Raw genomic sequence first — 17609 nt, 5'->3', positions numbered from 1 at the left:
CTTCGCCGGAAACCGCTCTGTGCCGTTCTGGAGCTTCTGCCGGAAACACCCCTCAGGACGGTGGATCCCTCCCCGCGTCCCGAATGACCGTCTTCTTGCGGTAGTTAGCGGATGCGTATACGCATCGCGTCACCCTACCGCCATGGGGCCCCCGCTCCGCCAGTAGGATCCCTCCCGCGGATGGAGCCCGTCGCCACGGGGGCGCCGATAGGAACACTTCCGTCCGGCAAGGGAATTGGTGAGCTGTGAGCCAGATCGTCGTCAAGCGCCCACCTCGGGCCCTGCCCTCCGAAGTACCGGTCGATCAGGTGCAGTTGCAACCTCCGCCGGAGCTCCCCCGGGGCCAGCAGGAGGGCATGCTCATGCAGCTCCTGCCGATGCTGGGCATGGGTGGTTCGGTCGTCTTCTTCTTCATGGGGGACAACCCGATCATGCGGATCATGGGCGTGATCATGATCGCCTCCACGGTGGCGATGGCGATCGCGATGATGGTGCGTTTCCGGCGGGGCACGCAGGGTCAGCTGGCGGACATGCGGCGGGACTATCTGAAGTACCTGACGCAGACCCGGCGCGCGGTGGTGAAGACCGCGCGCAAGCAGCGTGACGCGCAGTTCTATCTGCACCCCTCGCCCGAGCAGCTCTGGGCGCTGGTCGCCGAGGGCAGCCGGGTGTGGGAGCGGCGGGTCGGTGACCCGGACTTCGCGCAGGTACGGATCGGGCTCGGCAGTCAGGAGCTGGCCACGCCGCTCATCGCGCCCGAGACGGCGCCGGTGGAGGAGCTGGAGCCGCTGACGGCCGGCGCGATGCAGCAGTTCCTGACGACGCACTCCACGCTGGACGGCCTGCCGATGGCGGTGTCGCTGCGGGCCTTCTACCACCTGACGGTCAGCGGCCACGCGGAGTCCGCGCGCTCGTCGGCGCGGGCGATGGTCGGCGCTCTGGCCTCGCTGCACTCGCCCGAGGACCTGGTGATCGGGATCGTGGCGGGCGCCGAGGCGGCCCCGCGGTGGGAGTGGGCGAAGTGGCTCCCCCACGTACAGGACAGGTCGTCGACCGACGGGGCCGGCAGCCGACGTCTGATCACCGGCAGTGTGCTGGAGCTGGAGCAGCAGCTGGCGGCCCGGCTCGACGGCCGGCCGCGGTTCCAGCCCGGCGGCCAGCCGCTCCTGGAGCAGCCGCACGTCGTCATCGTCCTGGACGGCGATGCGGTGCCGCCGATGTCGGTGCTGGCCTCGGCCGAGGGGTTGCAGGGCGTGACCGTCATCGAGGTGGTGCCGGGCGAGGTGACCGGGGCGCGCGGCGGGCTCTCGGTCGTGGTGCAGCCGCAGTCGCTGCAGCTGGAGTCGGGACAGGGCCTCGTCTACGAAGGGGTGCCGGACCTGCTGAGTCACGAGGCCGCGGAGGCGCTCGCCCGTCAGCTGGCCCCGCTGCACATGGCGACGGGCGGGGACGACGACGAACCGCTCCTGGCCAACCTGGAGTTCACCGACCTTTTGAACCTGGGGGACGCGGCCTCCATCGAGGTGAGCCGGACCTGGCGGCCGCGCGCCCAGGCCGAGCGGCTGCGTGTGCCGATCGGTGTCGGTGAGGGCGGCGCGCCGGTGATGCTGGACCTCAAGGAGGCGGCGCAGGAGGGCATGGGCCCGCACGGGCTCTGCGTGGGAGCGACGGGTTCCGGAAAGTCGGAGCTGCTGCGCACGCTGGTGCTCGGCCTGGCGGTGACGCACACCTCGGAGACCCTCAACTTCGTCCTCGCGGACTTCAAGGGCGGCGCGACCTTCGCCGGTATGGCGCAGATGCCGCACGTGGCCGCGGTGATCACCAACCTGGCGGACGACCTGACGCTGGTGGACCGCATGGGCGACTCCATCAGCGGTGAGCTCAACCGCCGCCAGGAGATGCTGCGCGACGCGGGCAACTACGCCAACATCCACGACTACGAGAAGGCGCGTGCGGCGGGTGCGCCACTGCAGCCGATCCCGTCACTGGTCCTGGTGATCGACGAGTTCAGCGAGCTGCTGACGGCGAAGCCGGACTTCATCGACATGTTCGTGCAGATCGGGCGCATCGGCCGGTCGCTGGGCGTGCATCTGCTGCTGGCGTCGCAGCGCCTGGAGGAGGGGCGGCTGCGGGGCCTGGAGACGTACCTCTCGTACCGCATCGGTCTGCGGACCTTCTCGGCGGGTGAGTCGCGGGCGGCGATCGGGGTGCCGGACGCGTACCACCTGCCGAACGTGCCGGGCTCCGGGCTGCTCAAGTTCGGTACGGAGGAGATGGTGCGGTTCAAGGCCGCGTACGTCTCCGGGGTGTACCGGGCGGAGGGCCGTCAGGCGGCCGCGTCCGGGGGGCCGCTGCCGGTGGACCGGAGGCCGGTCGCTTTCACGGCGGCGCCGGTGCCGGTGCGGTACGTGCAGCCGGGCCCGGAGGCCGCGGCCGGGGTGCCGGAGCAGCGGAGCGGGGACGACGACGCGCTGGCGGACACGGTGCTGGACGTGATCGTGCGGCGGCTGGAGGGGCGCGGCGCCTCGGCCCACCAGGTGTGGCTGCCGCCGCTGGACAACCCGCCGTCGCTGGACGAGATCCTGCCGGGGCTCTCGGCGGTGCCGGGACGCGGGCTGACGCAGCCCGGGTTCGAGGGTGCGGGACGTCTCGTCGTACCGCTGGGTGTGATCGACAAGCCGTTCGAGCAGCGGCGCGACACGTTGTACCGGGACTTCTCCGGCGCGGCCGGCCATATGCAGATCACCGGTGGCCCGCAGTCCGGCAAGTCGACGCTGCTCCGTACGCTCATCGCGGGCTTCGCGCTCACGCACACCCCGCAGGAAGTCCAGTTCTACGGGCTCGACTTCGGCGGCGGCTCCATGTCGTCCATCTCGGGCCTGCCCCACGTCGGCGGGGTCGCCTCACGACTGGACCCGGAGCGGGTGCGGCGTACGGTCGCCGAGGTGTACGGCATCCTGTCGCGGCGCGAGGAGTACTTCCGCAGCGCGGGCATCGACTCGATCGCCACCTTCCGCCGGATGCGGGCGCGCGGCGAGATCTCGGTGACGGACCAGCCGTGGGGCGACGTCTTCCTGATCATCGACGGCTGGGGCAACTTCCGTACGGATTACGACGCCCTGGAGAACGCCGTCGTGGACATCGCGGCGCGGGGCCTCGGTTACGGCATCCACCTGGTCGTCACCGCGTCCCGGTCCATGGAGGTCAGGGCCAGCCTGAAGGACCACCTGATGAACCGCCTGGAGCTGCGGCTCGGCGACGTCATGGACTCCGAGCTGGACCGCAAGATCGCGGTCAACGTACCGGCGGGCGTGCCGGGGCGCGGGCTGACGCCGGAGAAGCTGCACTTCATGGCGGCGGTGCCGCGCATCGACGGCATCAACTCCGACAGCGACCTGTCCGAGGCGACGGCCGCGATGAACACCGAGGTCTCCCGGCACTGGACGGCTCCGCCCGCGCCGCAGGTACGGCTGCTGCCGCGCTCCCTTCCGGCGGCCGAACTCCCGCCGGGCCACGCCGTTCCGGAGCGCGGGATCGCCATCGGTATCGACGAGAACAACCTGGCGCCGGTCTTCGTCGACTTCGACCACGACCCGTTCTTCCTGATCTTCGGCGAGAGCGAGTCCGGCAAGTCGAACCTGCTGCGGCTGGTCATCAAGCAGCTCACCGAGCGGTACGACGGCGACACCTGCAAGCTCTTCGTCATCGACAACCGGCGCTCGCTGCTGGATGTGACTCCCGCGTCGCACCTGGCGGAGTACATCCCCATGTCCAACAACATGGACCACCACATGGTCGCGCTCCACGACCTGATGAAGCGCCGCACGCCGTCGGCCGATGTCACGGCCCAGGAGCTGCGGGACCGCAGCTGGTGGCGCGGCCCGACGGTCTACGTGGTCATCGACGACTTCGACCTGGTCGCCACGTCGAGCGGCAACCCGCTGTCGTCCTTGACGGAGCTGCTGCCGTTCGCCCGTGACGTGGGCGTCCGCTTCATCATCGCCCGCAACACGGCGGGCGCGAGCCGGGCGCTGTACGACCCGTTCCTCCAGCGCATGACGGAGCTGGGCGCGCAGGGCGTGCTGCTGTCGGGCGACCCGATGGAGGGCGACGTCCTCGGCGGCGTACGGCCACGGCCGATGCCGGCGGGACGGGGCGTCTTCGTCACGCGGCGGAGGGGGAACCCGCTGGTGCAGACGGGGTTGGTGGACGGGGGGCGGTAGGGGGCTGCGGGTGGAGATGGGGGCGCCGGGTGTTCGGCGCCCCCCTTTGTGCGTCCGCTTGTACGCCTGCTTGTAGGTCTGCTTGTACGTCCGCATTGCCTGTGCTGACGTACAGCGGGCATGCATCAGGGTGGACACCTCCCGCGCGTGTCCACCCTGAATGGTGCTGCTGCCTTGCAGGCTGCTTCTTCCAGTCCGGAACTGCTACTGGCTACTTGCCACTGTCTACTGGAAGTTGGCCGCCGCGCGCTTGTCACCGCTGCGGTAGGCCGTCTCCGCGTCACGCACGGCGCGGGAGATCTGGGCCAGGTTCTCCTTGATGCCCGTCGCCTGCAGGTCCCACCGGTCCTGCGCGGTGCGGTAGGCCGTCTTGGCTTCGCCCTCCCACAGCTCCGAGACCGAGGCGATCATGCTCTTGATCGCCCGGAGGTCCTGGTCGAGCTGCTTGGCCTGACGATCGATCGACGCGGCCGCGAGATCGAGGCTGGCATAAGTGACGACCGTCGTACCGTCGTTGGTGGCCATGTGGTCCTCCTTCAGTCGAGTTACGGAATACCGGTCAGAAGTTGTTCAGGTTCGAGGTACGGGCCGTGGCCGCGGCGTCGCCCGAGTAGCCGTCGACGACGTCCACGCCCATGAGGGCCGCCTTGATCTGGTCCTCGTTGTCGCCGGAGATGGTACGGGCGGCCTTGATGGCCTCCTGGAAGCGCAGCAGTTCGTTGCCGATGCCGACCATGCTCTTGTTGATCTCGGACTGCTTCTGGTTGAAGTGACCGGCCCCGATGCCCTTCCAGGCGCCTTCCAGGCTGTCGATGGTCGCCTGCAACTGCTTGAGCTGTCCCTTCACCGAGTCGAACCGCTCGGAGAGCTGGCCTTCGAGCCTGAGTAGGGCTTCAGCTGAGACTTTCTGGTCTGCCGACATGGCTTTCCTTTCGTTCCGGTGGATCCTGCAAGCCGGCATGGATCGCCGGCCGGTACATGTGAGGAATCTGAGGTCAGGCCGCGCCGCGTCTGCGGACGACGGCGAAGACCACTCCGCCGAGGACGGCGACGCCTGCGATGCCGCCGAGGATCAGGCTCAGCGGGACGCCGCCGTCGGACGCCCCCTCGCTGTCGCCCGCTGCGACGGTCTCGTCGACCTTGTCGGCGCCCTCGTTCTGGGCGGGCTGTTCGCCGGCGGGGGCGGAGGGCGAGGGTGCGGAGGAGGCGGCGGGCGAGGCCGGGGAGCCGCCGGTCCGCTCCTCGGTGAGGGGGCTGATGTCGGGGTCTCCGGGGTCGCCCTTGCCCTTGAGGATGTTCATCGCGGGGCGGATGAGGCCGTGGCCGAGGTAGGCGCTGCGGTCGCCCTTCTTCCAGCTGCGGCTTGCTGTGTCGAAGAGGACGTTCAGGACCTGGTTGGCGGTCCAGTCGGGGTTGGCGGACCAGACGAGGGCGGCGGAGGCAGAGGCGAGGGCGGTGGCGGAGCTGGTTCCGCTACTGCCATAGCAGTAACTCTGGAAAGAATTGTCGCACCATCGCGGAATTTCTTTTCCGGGAGCTGCGATATCCACCATGTTCCCGTTCTGTGAATCCTCCGCAACCTTTCCGTTGCGATCCGCTGACGCGACACCGACCACTTGAGGATAGGCAGCCGGATACTCCTCCTTGTTGTTACCCGCCCCATCGTTACCGACCGCAGCGAAGAACAATTTCCCCTTGCTTTCGGCGTACTTAACCGCCTCGCGCTCACCCCTCGTGGAATACAGACTACCGAAAGACATGCTGATGATCTTTGCTTCGCTGTCAGCGGCGGCCCGAATGGCATCTTCAGTATCACGAGCGTTTACAGAATGCTTATTCTGAAATTCCGTGTCGGTGATGCGCATAGGGATGATCTTCGCCCCCGGGGCGAGCCCCTTGAGGCCGCCACCGGCTCCGGTACCAGCAATCAGCTCGGCCATATTCGTGCCATGACCATCGTAGTCATCGTTCTCATCTCCGGCGGCCCCTGTGGCATCAAAGCCTTTGAGGACTTGCCCTTTCAGAGAAGAGGTGTTCGGGTTGACGCCCGTGTCGATGACAGCAACTTTGATGCCTTCGCCCGTCGTGACCTTCCACATTTCCTCGGCTTGCAACGCGCTGAGGTACCACTGCTTGGACTGCACGTCCGCAGCCGCAGCAGGCTGTGCCATACCGGCAAAGACCACGCTCCACGAAGCTGTCACAGCCAGCGCGCTGAGTACACGCTTCTGGGGTCGGCCCATTCTTGCTGTCATTCCGACTTCCGAACCTTCCCTGGGGCTACTACTCGACCACCGGCGGAACGGCTCCGCGCCGTCGGGCCGCCCATGTTTCTTCGTCTTCCGTCAGGTAGTCCGGACGAGTCGATCCGGTGTTCTCCTCGTCCTTCCGGTCGTTCTTCCGCCGACCGGCGGGGCCTCGGACCAGGCCTGCGCCCCCAGCGGTGAAGCCCTTGGATCCGGAGCCCGACGTCCCCCGGGGGGCGCCGACCACTCCGTTGGCACCCGAGACAGGCGCGCCACGCTGGCCGGAGCGCGGAGCACTGCCACTCGCGCCGGGCCCGCCGATCACCGTTCCTCGCGGTACTCCACGTGCCCCGCCGGTCCCGGACGCCGCCGAAGTGGCCCGTTGCGGAGTACCACCGACGATGCCGTTGCCCTGTCCCGTACGAGTGCCACCGGGTGCGGCGGTGCCGCCGTGGGCAGGCATGGGACGGCCGCCCATCACGCCGGACTGACCAGCCGTCGGCAGGTGTGGGCCTCCGACGGAACGTCCCGTCGCGGACGGTCCACCTGCCATCGGACTTGGCCGGCCGACGGGCGTACCGGTGGCACCCTTGGCCGTGACACCCGCGCCCGTGGAGGCTGCCTTGCCCAGACCTGCTCCGGCCTGGGTCGCAGACCGGGGCACAGCCGGTGAACCCGTGGCTCGCGAGGAGCCCGCCGAGACGGGGGTGCCGAAACTGGGCGCTATCGCGGGCGTCGGTGTATTCACAGGTGCTGGGCCACTGGTGGCCGACGGGATGGGAGCGGTGCCCGTGGTCATCGTCGGGGCGGTCGGTGTCGCGACACTGTTGATCTCTGTCGATGTGCTCTTGTCCAGCACGGGCGCGGGGCCCAAGCTCTCGCCCAAGTTTCGGCCGTTGGAGGTGGGCGCCGTTTCAAGTCCGCCCGTGGCCACACGCGCCGGGGGGCCTTGTATCGGAGCATTACCGAGACTGTCTGCGCCCCTGGGCGCACCCTCAGCGGGCGACCCTTCCCTCTTGCCTTGAGGCTTGGGCACATTGATCCCGAGCCGATTGTCGAACCGCGGCGGTTCCTGCCCCGCCAGCACCTCCTCCGACACCGCGTAGTACGACGCCAGCCGGTTGATCTGGTTGATGGCCTCCTGGCGGTTCTTCTCCACCGTGAGGGCCGCCGCGTACTGCGGGTTGGTCTCGGTCCGGGCCGGGAACAGGATGTCGTCCACGTCCGTCTGGATCATCCGGCGGTCGCGCGGCGGCATGGAGTTGCGTACCGATGCCAGGCCGGTGCCGGCCACCGTGATCTGGGTGCCCGCCGCGTCCGCGAAGTCGCCGAGCTTCTCGGCGTGGGTGGCCAGGCCAAGGCCCCACTTGCGGAACGCCTCACCGGACTCGCCCTGCCAGTCGACCCCCTTGATGTAGTCGCTCAGCTCCTTTGACGCACGCTGGATCGCGTCCCTGGCCTCCCAGAGCGCCTTGCCCGCGTTCTCCATGTCCGCCGGGTTGGCGTTCTCCACCAGGTCGATGATGGCGTTGAGGTCGTGTCCCTCGAACGAGGTACGGCCTGCTCTGCCGCCGCCGCCCCCGAAAGGAAAGAGGCTCAGGACCTCCCGGCCCAGCTCCGTCATATCGGTGACGACCAACTGCGTATTGACGCGGCCCTCGTCCTGCTTCTGCAGTTCGGCAGGGGTCAGTTCCGGCTGCTTCTCGTCGCTCACTTCGTCTCCCACCCGTCGCCGGACTGGCCTTCACGGTTGTCGGCCTCGGGCTTGGCGGCCTTCTCCCGCTCCCGGTCCATCCGCGTCTGGATCTCGTGGAAGCGCCGCCGCGTCTCGTCGTCGACGTTGTCGAAGCCGACCGCCGCCGCGTGCACGCCCAGGCTCAGGTACTCGATCTGGTCGCCCAGCGACCGGGAGAGCGAGACCAGGGACTCGTGTACGCGGTTGTACTGGGTGTAGAGGCCGTCCGCCTCCGCGAAGCGGGCGTTCGGGCCGCTCAAGGAGGCGCGCGACACCGTCTGGGCCGCCACCTTCGACTTGCCGGCCGCCGAGCCCTCCAGGTCCGCGAGCAGAGCGTCCACCCGCTTCTTGAACGTCTCCAGCGCGCCTACGCCACGCCTGAGGTCACCTGGACCGGTCCCCATGCCGTCCTCCCCGTTATGCATCCCCGTTTGCTCGGATCGTTCCGCGTTGCTATCGCATCGGTGCGATCCGAGCCCATCTCATCCGGTAACTCTAGTCACTGCGTGGCGCCCGGCCAATTGGGTTGGTGGCCACGTGACTTGTCTCATGCGTCAAGTCGTAGCTCTCCTGCCTCAGGCCTGCGCCAGGCCTGCGTCAGGTCGACGCTCCTCCCCCGTCAGCCGCCGCCCGCCGCCCGCCTCGTACGGCGTCGTGTGTCCCGTACGGCCACTGCCGTACCGGCGATCGCGGCCACCAGGACGCCGCCGCCCACGACGACGTACGTCGCCAGGCGGGCGTTGCGTTCGTCGGCCGTTTCGCCGAGCTGGAGCTGGGCCGTGGTCGGGGCTTCGCCTTTGCTCACGCCTTCGCTCGCGACCGGGCGTTCGATCGGCTTGTCGTCCTCGGTCAGCGCGCGTACCGGGTCGACGACGCCCCAGCCCACGTGGCGGTCGTGGCCCGCCACCGAGCGTTCCGCCGTCTGCTGGAGCTGGGCCACGATCTGCCGCTGCGTCCAGCCGGGGTGCTTCGCCTTGATCAGTGCGGCGACCCCGGCGACGTACGGGGCGGAGAAGCTGGTGCCGTTGTCGGCGCAGTGGCCGCCGCCGGGGACGGTGGAGATCATGTCGACGCCGGGGGCGGCGATGCCGACGAACGGGCCGCCCTGGGAGAAGTACGCGCGTTCGTTGTTCCGGTCCGATGAGGCGACGGCGAGGACGCCTTCGTAGGAGGCGGGGTAGGTCAGCTTCGCTTTGCCGTCCACCCCGTCGTTGCCTGCCGAGGCGATGACCACGATCTCCTTGCCGAGGGCGTGGTCCACCGCTTCCTTGAGGCGCGGTGTCGGCTCCACGGCGTCGGCGGTGTCCTGGGAGATGTTGATGATGTCGGCCTTCGCCGTGTCGGCGGCGTAGCGGATCGCGTCGGCCAGGGTCTGTGCCGTTCCGTTGCCGTCGGCGTCGTTCTGCTGGATCGGGATGATCGTCGCGCCGGGGGCGAGGCCGGTGAAGCCCGTGCCTTTCGCCTCGCGCGCGGCGATGATGCCGGCGACCTTGGTGCCGTGGCCCACGGTGTCCGTGGTGCCGTTCTCCTTGCCGCGTTCGATCTCCCGGCCGTCCTCGGTCTTGAGCTTCTTCGGCAGGAAGTTCTTTCCCGCCTTGGCGTCCACGGCGCGGGTCAGCTGAGGGTTCTTCACGTCGACGCCGGTGTCGATGACCGCGACCCGGACCCCCTTGCCGGTGGACTGCTTCCACAGCTCGTCCATGAGGACCCGCTGCAACGACCAGGGGCGGCCCGGGTACATCTTTCCGCCGAAGGTGCACTGGGTCGTGTCGTCCGCGGCGGCCGTGGGGGCCGGGAGGGCGACCAGGAGGAATCCGGTGGCCGCCGTCGCGGTCAGCAGGCGCCTGGCCGGAGCAGGCGGCGTGGGGCGCGTCATCTGCGTACCGCTCCTCACGAACCCTGCGGCTGGCTCGCCGCACCCGTCGAGAGCCGGGGGCCCGTCGGCAGGAACGTGGACCAGGCGGCCGGGACCGGCGTGGGGTCGACGTCCTTGTAGCCGAGCAGGTTCTGCGCCTGCTGGGCCTCCTGGCGGCGCTGCTGCCGCTCCTTCTCCGAGCCGGACTCGCCGATGCCGGATCCGTCCTGTCCGCTGTCGCTGTTGGACTGCATCGCGTACCGCAGTCCGGTGTCGGTGACCAGGAAGAGGAAGCCGACGTCGGTCTTCGAGCCCTGGAACTGGCGGAAGAACTCGCCGGATCCGGGCGTGACGTACGCGCTGGAGGAGCCGGTGGGGAGCGTCGCCGGGAAGTTCGTACCCACCCAGGTGGAGAGGGTGGTGGCGCCGTTGTCGGCGTCGACGTCGCGCAGGACGTTGCACACGGTGTTCCGGCTTCCCTTCGCCGCGTCCGGGGAGTTGACGGGCTTCGGCTCGTGGACGGGCCAGTCCCGCTCCTCGCCGAAGGCCCGGCCCGGGGAGAACGCCGAGGCGCCCACCGGCTTCTCCTGGCCCGCCTGGTCGAGCTTGTCCAGGTCGCGGCTGCTGAGCAGGAGCTTGGCGATGAAGTCCGAGACGGGCGCGACCCTGCCGGGGAGGACGACGTACTGCTGGGTCCTGGTTCCGGCGGTGGCGGCCAGGACCATGCCGACCCGGTTGGCGTCGGTGTCCAGGGTGCCCGGGACACCGGCGGGCTGCCCCGGCTCGCCGTCCAGGGGCGGGAAGGTGATCCGGTCGCCGCGGTGCAGCGTCGCCAGCCACTGGGCGGAGACCCGCTGAGGCTTGGTGTTCTGGTCGACCAGGGTGCGCAGCAGCAGTTCGTCGTCAGTGAGCGGGTAGGCCTTGCCTTCGGCGTCCACCAGGTAGCGGGTGCGGTCGGGCCCCTCGACGTACATCGTCTCGCCGCCGCGCAGCTTCGACGTGCCCTCGGTCTTGTTCTCCTCGCGCTCGGCGAAGACGAACGCGGCCTTCTGGATGGCCCGGCCGCCCTCGCCGGGCTGCTCGCAGACCGCCCAGCGCTTGGCGGATCCGGCGTCCTTGGGGTCGGGCAGCCGGTCGGGGGCGTACGGGATGCCGAGCGTCGCGCCGTGCGGGATCGTGCCGTTGTCCAGGACCGATTCGTCGACGTTGACGACCTTGCCCTGGTCCTGGGCGAGCAGCAGCTTGGCCGAGGACATGTTCAGGACCGGGTGGAGCTGCTTCTTGCCGTCGGTCGTCAACACCACATAACGGGTGGTGGACTTGCTGGCGATGATGACGTTCTCGTTGGGGTTGTCCCAGTCCTTGGGGGCCACCGGCTTGAACATGCCCCAGGCGCCGAAGACGGCGAGGACGACGACACCGATGATCGCTCCCGGCACGACCGCGCGCAGCGGGCGCGGTGCGCCTTCCTCGGAGCCGGTCGGATGGGGTTGCAGGAACTGTGCGATCAACCTCCGCTTCGCAAAGGTGTAGGCGTTGAGCTCATCCCGCCGTGATGCCATGTTCCGCTGCCCCTTCTCCCCGATGGTCGACCAGGGTGCCACACGCCTCGTCGGCCCCTGGTGTCGCACCGGGCCCCTACTATGCCCGCAGGGGCTCGGCCCCCACTGCTCAGGTAGGGTGACCAACCGGTCAACGCCCGTACGGAAAACGGCGAATACGGGACACGAGGGGGCAACGCGGCAATGGGTGCAGCTACGCGCGAGCGTACCGGGCGGTCCGACCGCCGGGCCTCCGGTCCTTCCCGTCGGCAACGCAGCAACGAGCCGGCCGCCCCGGCCCCCGCCACCACGTCGGACGCTCCCGCCGCCACCACCCTGCGCGCCACCGCGCGGACCGGCCGGTCACGGCCGCTGCGGCGGCAGTTGGTGACCATCGAGGCGGCGCTCGCGGTGGCCGTCGTGGGTGCGGCGCTCGGCGGTGCGTGGCTGGTGCCCGCCGGCGTGCTCGTCGTGCTGTTGGTGCTGCTCGCGGTGGTACGCCGCCGGGGCCGCGCGCTCCAGGAGTGGCTGGCCGGCGCCCTGGCCTTGAAGGCGCGGCGGCGGGCGGCCTCGGCGGCGGGCGCCGACACCGAACCGATGCTCGCCCCGGTCGCGGAGAACGTCCCCGGCTTCGGCCCGCACATCCACGTCGACCGGAACCACCGCACGGTCGGCATGCTCGGCGACGGCACCTTCCTCACCGCCGCGGTGCGGGTCGAGGCGAGCGGTGAGGCGCTGCGGCCCGCGTTCGGCGCCCGTTCGCTCCCGCTGTCGCTGCTCGGCGACGCCCTCCAGGTCGACGACATCGTGCTGGAGTCGGCGCAGTTGGTGCAGCAGGTACGGGCCGCTCCGGCGCCGCATCTGCCCCAGCAGTCGGTGGCCCGCCTGTCGTACGGGCCGCTCCAGGACAAGACCGGGGCGCCCGCGCTCCGGATGACCTGGGTGGCGGTGAAGCTGGACCCGGAGCTGTGCCGGGAGGCCATCGAGGCGCGCGGCGGCGGTATGGAAGGGGCGCAGCGCGCTCTGGTGCGGGTCGCGGACCATGTGGCGAGCCGGATCACGGGGGCCGGGTTCCGGGCGGTGGTGCTGGACCAGGACGAGCTGAACTCGGCCGTCGCCACCTCCGCCTGCGCCAACCCGCTGCTCTCGGGCCGCGCCGGGCGCCCGGACGCCGCACCGCAGCGGCGCACGATGGAGACCTCGCGGGTCTGGCGGTGCGACGACCGGTGGCACACGACGTACGCCGTGGACCGCTGGCCCGAGCTGGGCCGGGGCGCGACGCCGCTCCCGCAGCTGGTGGCGCTGCTGACCTCGGTGCCCGCGTACGCCACGACGTTCAGCCTGACCGTGCGGCGCGGGGAGCGGCAGGGCGAGACGAGCGTCAGCGGCCATGTCCGGGTGACCGGCGGGTCGGACACCGAACTGGTCGGCGTACGAAGGACGTTGGAGCAGGCCGCCCGGCACGCGAAGGTGGGCCTGGCGCGGCTGGACCGCGAGCAGCTGCCCGGTGTGCTGGCGACGCTCCCGCTGGGAGGGGCCCAGTGAGAAGCGGATCGCGGAGAGGCGAAGCAGCGGTGGCGCGTGGTGTGACGGAGCGGACCGGGACCAGGCGCGGACTGCTCGGCCCCCGCCACGCGGGCCACACCGTGACCACCGACCACCTCGGCGCGCTGTCGCTGCCGGTCGGCGACGACGGCGTGATCATCGGCGAGGACGCGGAGGGCCGCCCGCAGCTGATCGGGTTCCACCGGCCGGTCCCGTACGACGTCACGCTGATCGGCGGCCTGTGGACCGCACAGGTGCTGGCGCTGCGCGCCGCCGGAACGGGCGCCCGGGTGGCGGTCGAGACCGGCCGGGTCCAGGCCTGGACCACGCTGGCGCAGGCGGCGGGCGCCGGTCTTGAGTGCGTCTCGCTGTACGACGTGGGACGGGTCCCGCCGACGGGTGCCACGGTCGGCAGCCCCGTGGTGGTCATCCGCGACTGCGGGATGCGGCCGCCGCGCGGCCGGGTGGTCTCCTCCCCCTGGCAGTCCGTGCTGACGCTGCTCCCTTATCTCAGCCCCGTTGCACCCCGGTTGATGCGCTCCTCCGCGCTCGTCGGCATCCAGCGGGTCTCGCCCGACGAGGCGCAGCAGATCGGCCGCATTCTGGGGCTGGCGCCGGCCGAGAGCGAGGCGCTGCCGACGCTGGCGGACGGGGTGACGCTCTGGGTGGCGGGGAGCGAGCACCACTGGGTGATGACGAGCGCGACGGACGCGGAGACCGGTCTGCTCGGCACAGCTCGCCGGATGGACTGATTCCTCTCCCGTTCGCACCCCATGTGCCGCTCCGACCAGGGAGCATGGGCCACGCAACGACACAGTTCGACAGTTCGATCGGAAGGGACGCCGGAATGGGCACCCAGCAGGAAAAGGACGAGCTCTACGCTCTCGACATCTCGGGCGTGGAGTGGCTGAGCGCACCCGGCACCGAGGACGTCGAGGAGCGGGTCGAGATCGCGCATCTGCCCGGCGGCGGGGTGGCCATGCGCTCCTCGCTGGACCCGGACACCGTCCTGCGGTACACCGAGGCGGAGTGGCAGGCGTTCGTCCTGGGTGCCCGCGACGGTGAGTTCGACCTCAAGTAGGCGCCACAGTCGGTACGAGGGTGGCGGCCGGGCCAGGCCGCCACCCTTCGCCGTTCTTTGCCGGGCGGTACGGCCTGCCGGAGTGCGCCCCATGGCGATTAGGGTGGGTGGGGCGCGGCACAGGAAAACCCGCGAGCGGGTTGCGCGTCGCAAGGGGGAGAGCCGGGCGTACCGGGCCCGATGAGACCGGTCGCCCCCACCCACCACGGCACAAGGGTGCTCGACCACACCAGGAGGCACAGTGAACAGCGATCGGGACGAGATCCGCGGCGGATGGAACACGCCCGTCGACGAGTCGTCCGACGCGGATCCCGCCGAGATGACGGGTGAGTTCACCATCGACTACACCCCTCCCGCCTGGTACACGCAGAACGCGGCGGGGGACTCTTCGGGCGGCGCGGGCTCGCACCTGGCACCGCCTCCGCCGCCGCACGGGACCCCGGTCTCGGTTCCGGAGCAGCCGTCCCAGCCCGGGTTCGCCCCCGACCGGACCCCCGCTCCCCCGGCACCGCCCACGGCCACGCCGCCGCCCACGCCCGCCGAGCCCGCTGTGCCCGCGGCCGCGGAGGCGGCTGTTCCGGCCGCATCCGCCGAGACGTCCGGTGACCCGGGCCCGTTCGGCGGTGGCGATGTGGAGAGCGGCGCCACGATGCGCTTCTCCCCGGCCGCCCTCAAGCGGGAGATCGCGGAGCGCGAGGCGGCGAAGGCTTCCGGTGCGGAGCCGGGTGCGGACCTGTCCGGTACGGAGTCGGGTTCCGGCTCGTCCGGTACGGAGCCGGGGCCGGCTTCCTCCCGTACGGAATCGGGCTCTTCGGACGTCGACGGTACGGGGTCGGGTTCGGCCGCCCCGGGGGCTCCGGAGCACGCGGGCTCCGCTGCCGTACCGGAACCGGCGGACGCGGACGACCCGGCCGGCGCGGACGACGACGCGGACAGCAGCAGCGCCCGGAGCAGCAGCGGTACGGACACCGACGACGACGGCAGCGGTACGCCCGGTGCCGGCACTCCCGACACCGAGGCAGGCTCCCCGGCCGACGCCGTACCGCAGGCCGCCGCTCCTCAGGACGCCCCGCCCGCCGCCCTTCCCGTACCGCAGCCGTCCGCGGCACCGGTGCCGTGGTCCGCGCCCGCCGAGGGTGGCGCGCTGCCTCCGCTGCCGCCCGCCTTCCAGCCCGCCGCTCCGCAGCCCACCGCCCCGCAGCCCGCGGCGCAGTGGCCCGCCCCGGTCCCGCCCCACGAGGCCCCCGGCGGCTACGGTTTCCCGCAGGCCACTCAGCCGCCGCAGGACCCCCAGGGCGCGGGCGGCTACGGCTTCCCGCAGCAACAGCAGCACCAGCAGCTGCCTCCGCAGGGTGCACCGGGCGGCTACGGCTTCCCGCAGGCCCAGCAGTCGGCACCTCTTCCCCCGCAGGCCTCCCCCAACCTGCCTGTCCCGCAGCAGCCGGAGCCGTACCGACAGCAAGGCGGGCCACAGCAGGGGCAGCAGCAGCCCGGACAGCCCCAGCCACCGCACGCCCAGCAGGGCCAGCAGCAGCCGGGCCACCAAGGCACCCCGGGCCAGCCCGTCGACCCGCGCGCCGGTGGCGCCTGGCCGACGCCGGTCACGCACGACCAGCGCGAGCGTTCCGTGCCGGGCGCGCCGCTCGGGTACACGGCCGCCGTCGAGCTCTCCTCCGACCGGCTCGTGCGCGGCAAGCAGAAGGCGAAGAGCAGCCGTAACCCCTCCGCCGCCTCCCGGTTCAAGCTGGGCGGGAAGAAGGAGGAGGCCGAGCGGCTGCGGAAGCTGGAGCTGATCCGTACGCCGGTGCTCTCCTGCTACCGGATCGCCGTCATCAGCCTCAAGGGCGGCGTCGGCAAGACCACGACGACGACCGCGCTGGGCTCGACGCTGGCCACCGAGCGGCAGGACAAGATCCTCGCCATCGACGCCAACCCGGACGCGGGCACGCTCGGGCGCCGGGTGCGGCGCGAGACCGGGGCCACGATCCGCGACCTGGTCCAGGCGATCCCGTACCTCAACTCGTACATGGACATCCGCCGGTTCACCTCGCAGGCTCCGTCCGGCCTGGAGATCATCGCCAACGACGTGGACCCGGCGGTCTCCACGGCGTTCAACGACGAGGACTACCGGCGCGCAATCGACGTGCTCGGCAAGCAGTACCCGATCATCCTCACCGACTCGGGCACCGGCCTCCTCTACAGCGCCATGCGCGGCGTGCTGGACCTCGCCGACCAGCTGATCATCATCTCCACGCCCTCGGTCGACGGTGCCTCCAGCGCCTCCACCACGCTGGACTGGCTCTCGGCGCACGGGTACGCGGACCTGGTGCAGCGTTCGCTCACCGTCATTTCGGGCGTCCGCGAGACCGGCAAGATGATCAAGGTCGACGACATCGTGCAGCACTTCGAGACGCGCTGCCGGGGTGTCGTGGTCGTCCCGTTCGACGAGCACCTCGCGGCAGGCGCCGAGGTCGACCTGGACATGATGCGGCCGAAGACGCGTGAGGCGTACTTCAACCTCTCGGCCCTCGTCGCGGAGGACTTCGCGCGCGCTCAGCAGCAGCAGGGCCTGTGGACGGCGGACGGCCAGAACCCGCCCCCGCAGTACGCCCCGCCGATGCCGGGCCAGCAGAGCTACCCGGCGCAGGGCCAGCCGATCCCCGGCCAGCAGGGCCAGCCGGGACAGCAAAGCCACCCAGGCCACCAGCCTCACGCGCCGCACCAGCCCCACGCCCCGCACCAGCAGCCCTACCCGCCCCAGCAGCAGCCGGGCGGCCCCGGCGGCCAGCAGCCGTACGCCCCCCAGCAGCCCGCCCCCGGCCAGCCCTACCAGCCGCAGCAGCAGCCGTACCCCGGCCAGCAGGGGCAGCAGGGACACCCGGGCCAGCAGGGACACCACGGCCAGCCGGGCCACCCCGCCCAGCAAGCTCACCCAGGCCAGCCGATGCCCGGCCAGCCGACCCCGGGCCAGCCCATCCCCGGCCAGCCGTTCCCGGGCCAGCACCCCTACCCCACCCACCAGCCCCAGCCCCAGCCGCCGTACGGGGGATATCAGCAGGGCGCTCCCCAGCCCCCGCAGCAGCCCTATCCCCCGCAGCCCGGCCCGGCCGGGCCGCAGAACGGGTGGCAGCAGTCGCCTCCGCCGCAGGGCCAGTCGGGTGCACCGGCCCCCGCCGCCCCTCCGCAGGGTCCGACAGGTGGTCAGCCGGGTGGTCAGGACAACCCGGCAGGCCAGCCCGATCTGCAGGGTCCGGTGGATCCGGCCGGGTGGCAGCAGACGCCTCCGCAGCCACCGCAGGCCCCTCACCAGTAAGGCGTTAGAGGTCTACACCAATGAGGGCCCGCACCGCTCGCGCGGTGCGGGCCCTCATCGCTGTTTTCCC

12 protein-coding genes are annotated in these 17609 nt (G+C 70.9%); 5 read left to right on the top strand and 7 right to left on the bottom strand.

Annotation, left to right across the window (positions count from 1 at the left end; translation table 11 throughout):
- Nucleotides 1–245 precede the first annotated feature (245 nt).
- Entirely contained in the window at nt 246–4223 is a 3978-nt protein-coding gene (eccCa, locus tag ACQP09_RS27660) for a type VII secretion protein EccCa (RefSeq protein ID WP_433404357.1), read from the top strand.
- Nucleotides 4224–4448: 225 nt separating this feature from the next.
- On the opposite strand, the gene ACQP09_RS27655 is transcribed toward eccCa, so the two are convergent.
- From ACQP09_RS27655 to eccB, 7 genes are all read right to left on the bottom strand, one after another.
- Complete coding sequence (locus tag ACQP09_RS27655) at nt 4449–4748, bottom strand: WXG100 family type VII secretion target (RefSeq protein ID WP_432152322.1); 300 nt, start codon at nt 4746–4748, stop codon at nt 4449–4451.
- A 34-nt stretch (nt 4749–4782) separates the two neighbouring features.
- The gene (locus ACQP09_RS27650) at nt 4783–5145 is read right to left on the bottom strand and encodes a WXG100 family type VII secretion target (RefSeq protein WP_404058761.1); all 363 of its coding nucleotides are present in this window, start codon (nt 5143–5145) and stop codon (nt 4783–4785) included.
- Nucleotides 5146–5218: 73 nt separating this feature from the next.
- A complete protein-coding gene (locus ACQP09_RS27645) occupies nt 5219–6478 on the bottom strand; it encodes a S8 family serine peptidase (protein ID WP_433404353.1) in 1260 nt (419 codons plus the stop codon).
- A gap of 28 nt (nt 6479–6506) precedes the next feature.
- Nucleotides 6507–8183, bottom strand: coding sequence for a hypothetical protein (locus ACQP09_RS27640; RefSeq protein WP_433404351.1), 1677 nt, complete (start codon nt 8181–8183; stop codon nt 6507–6509).
- On the bottom strand, nt 8180–8629 hold the full coding sequence (locus ACQP09_RS27635) for a hypothetical protein (RefSeq protein ID WP_433404348.1): 450 nt from the start codon (nt 8627–8629) through the stop codon (nt 8180–8182). Before ACQP09_RS27635 ends, ACQP09_RS27640 begins: the two co-directional genes overlap by 4 nt.
- Before the next feature lie 194 nt (nt 8630–8823).
- Nucleotides 8824–10080, bottom strand: coding sequence for a type VII secretion-associated serine protease mycosin (mycP, locus tag ACQP09_RS27630; RefSeq protein ID WP_433404345.1), 1257 nt, complete (start codon nt 10078–10080; stop codon nt 8824–8826).
- 14 nt (nt 10081–10094) lie between these two features.
- Nucleotides 10095–11621 carry a type VII secretion protein EccB gene (gene eccB, locus ACQP09_RS27625; RefSeq protein ID WP_433404342.1) on the bottom strand — a complete coding sequence of 509 codons (1527 nt, stop codon included), beginning with the start codon at nt 11619–11621 and terminating at the stop codon, nt 10095–10097.
- A 183-nt stretch (nt 11622–11804) separates the two neighbouring features.
- Between eccB and eccE the strand changes: the two genes are divergently transcribed.
- The 4 genes from eccE to ACQP09_RS27605 all read left to right on the top strand — a co-directional run bounded on the left by eccE (nt 11805) and on the right by ACQP09_RS27605 (nt 17539).
- Entirely contained in the window at nt 11805–13145 is a 1341-nt protein-coding gene (gene eccE, locus ACQP09_RS27620; RefSeq protein ID WP_433404340.1) for a type VII secretion protein EccE, read from the top strand.
- Nucleotides 13146–13186: 41 nt separating this feature from the next.
- Entirely contained in the window at nt 13187–13897 is a 711-nt protein-coding gene (locus ACQP09_RS27615) for a hypothetical protein (protein WP_433404337.1), read from the top strand.
- Between the two features lie 95 nt (nt 13898–13992).
- Nucleotides 13993–14226 (top strand): DUF397 domain-containing protein, encoded by a 234-nt coding sequence (locus ACQP09_RS27610; protein WP_356752851.1) that lies wholly within the window; start codon nt 13993–13995, stop codon nt 14224–14226.
- Nucleotides 14227–14467: 241 nt separating this feature from the next.
- Nucleotides 14468–17539, top strand: coding sequence for an SCO5717 family growth-regulating ATPase (locus ACQP09_RS27605; RefSeq protein WP_433404334.1), 3072 nt, complete (start codon nt 14468–14470; stop codon nt 17537–17539).
- The last annotated feature ends 70 nt before the right edge of the window (nt 17540–17609 follow it).

Origin of the sequence: Streptomyces sp. CA-146814 (genome assembly GCF_050942385.1) — a bacterium.
GTDB lineage: Bacteria > Actinomycetota > Actinomycetes > Streptomycetales > Streptomycetaceae > Streptomyces.
This window is presented reverse-complemented; position numbering and strand designations above follow the sequence as displayed.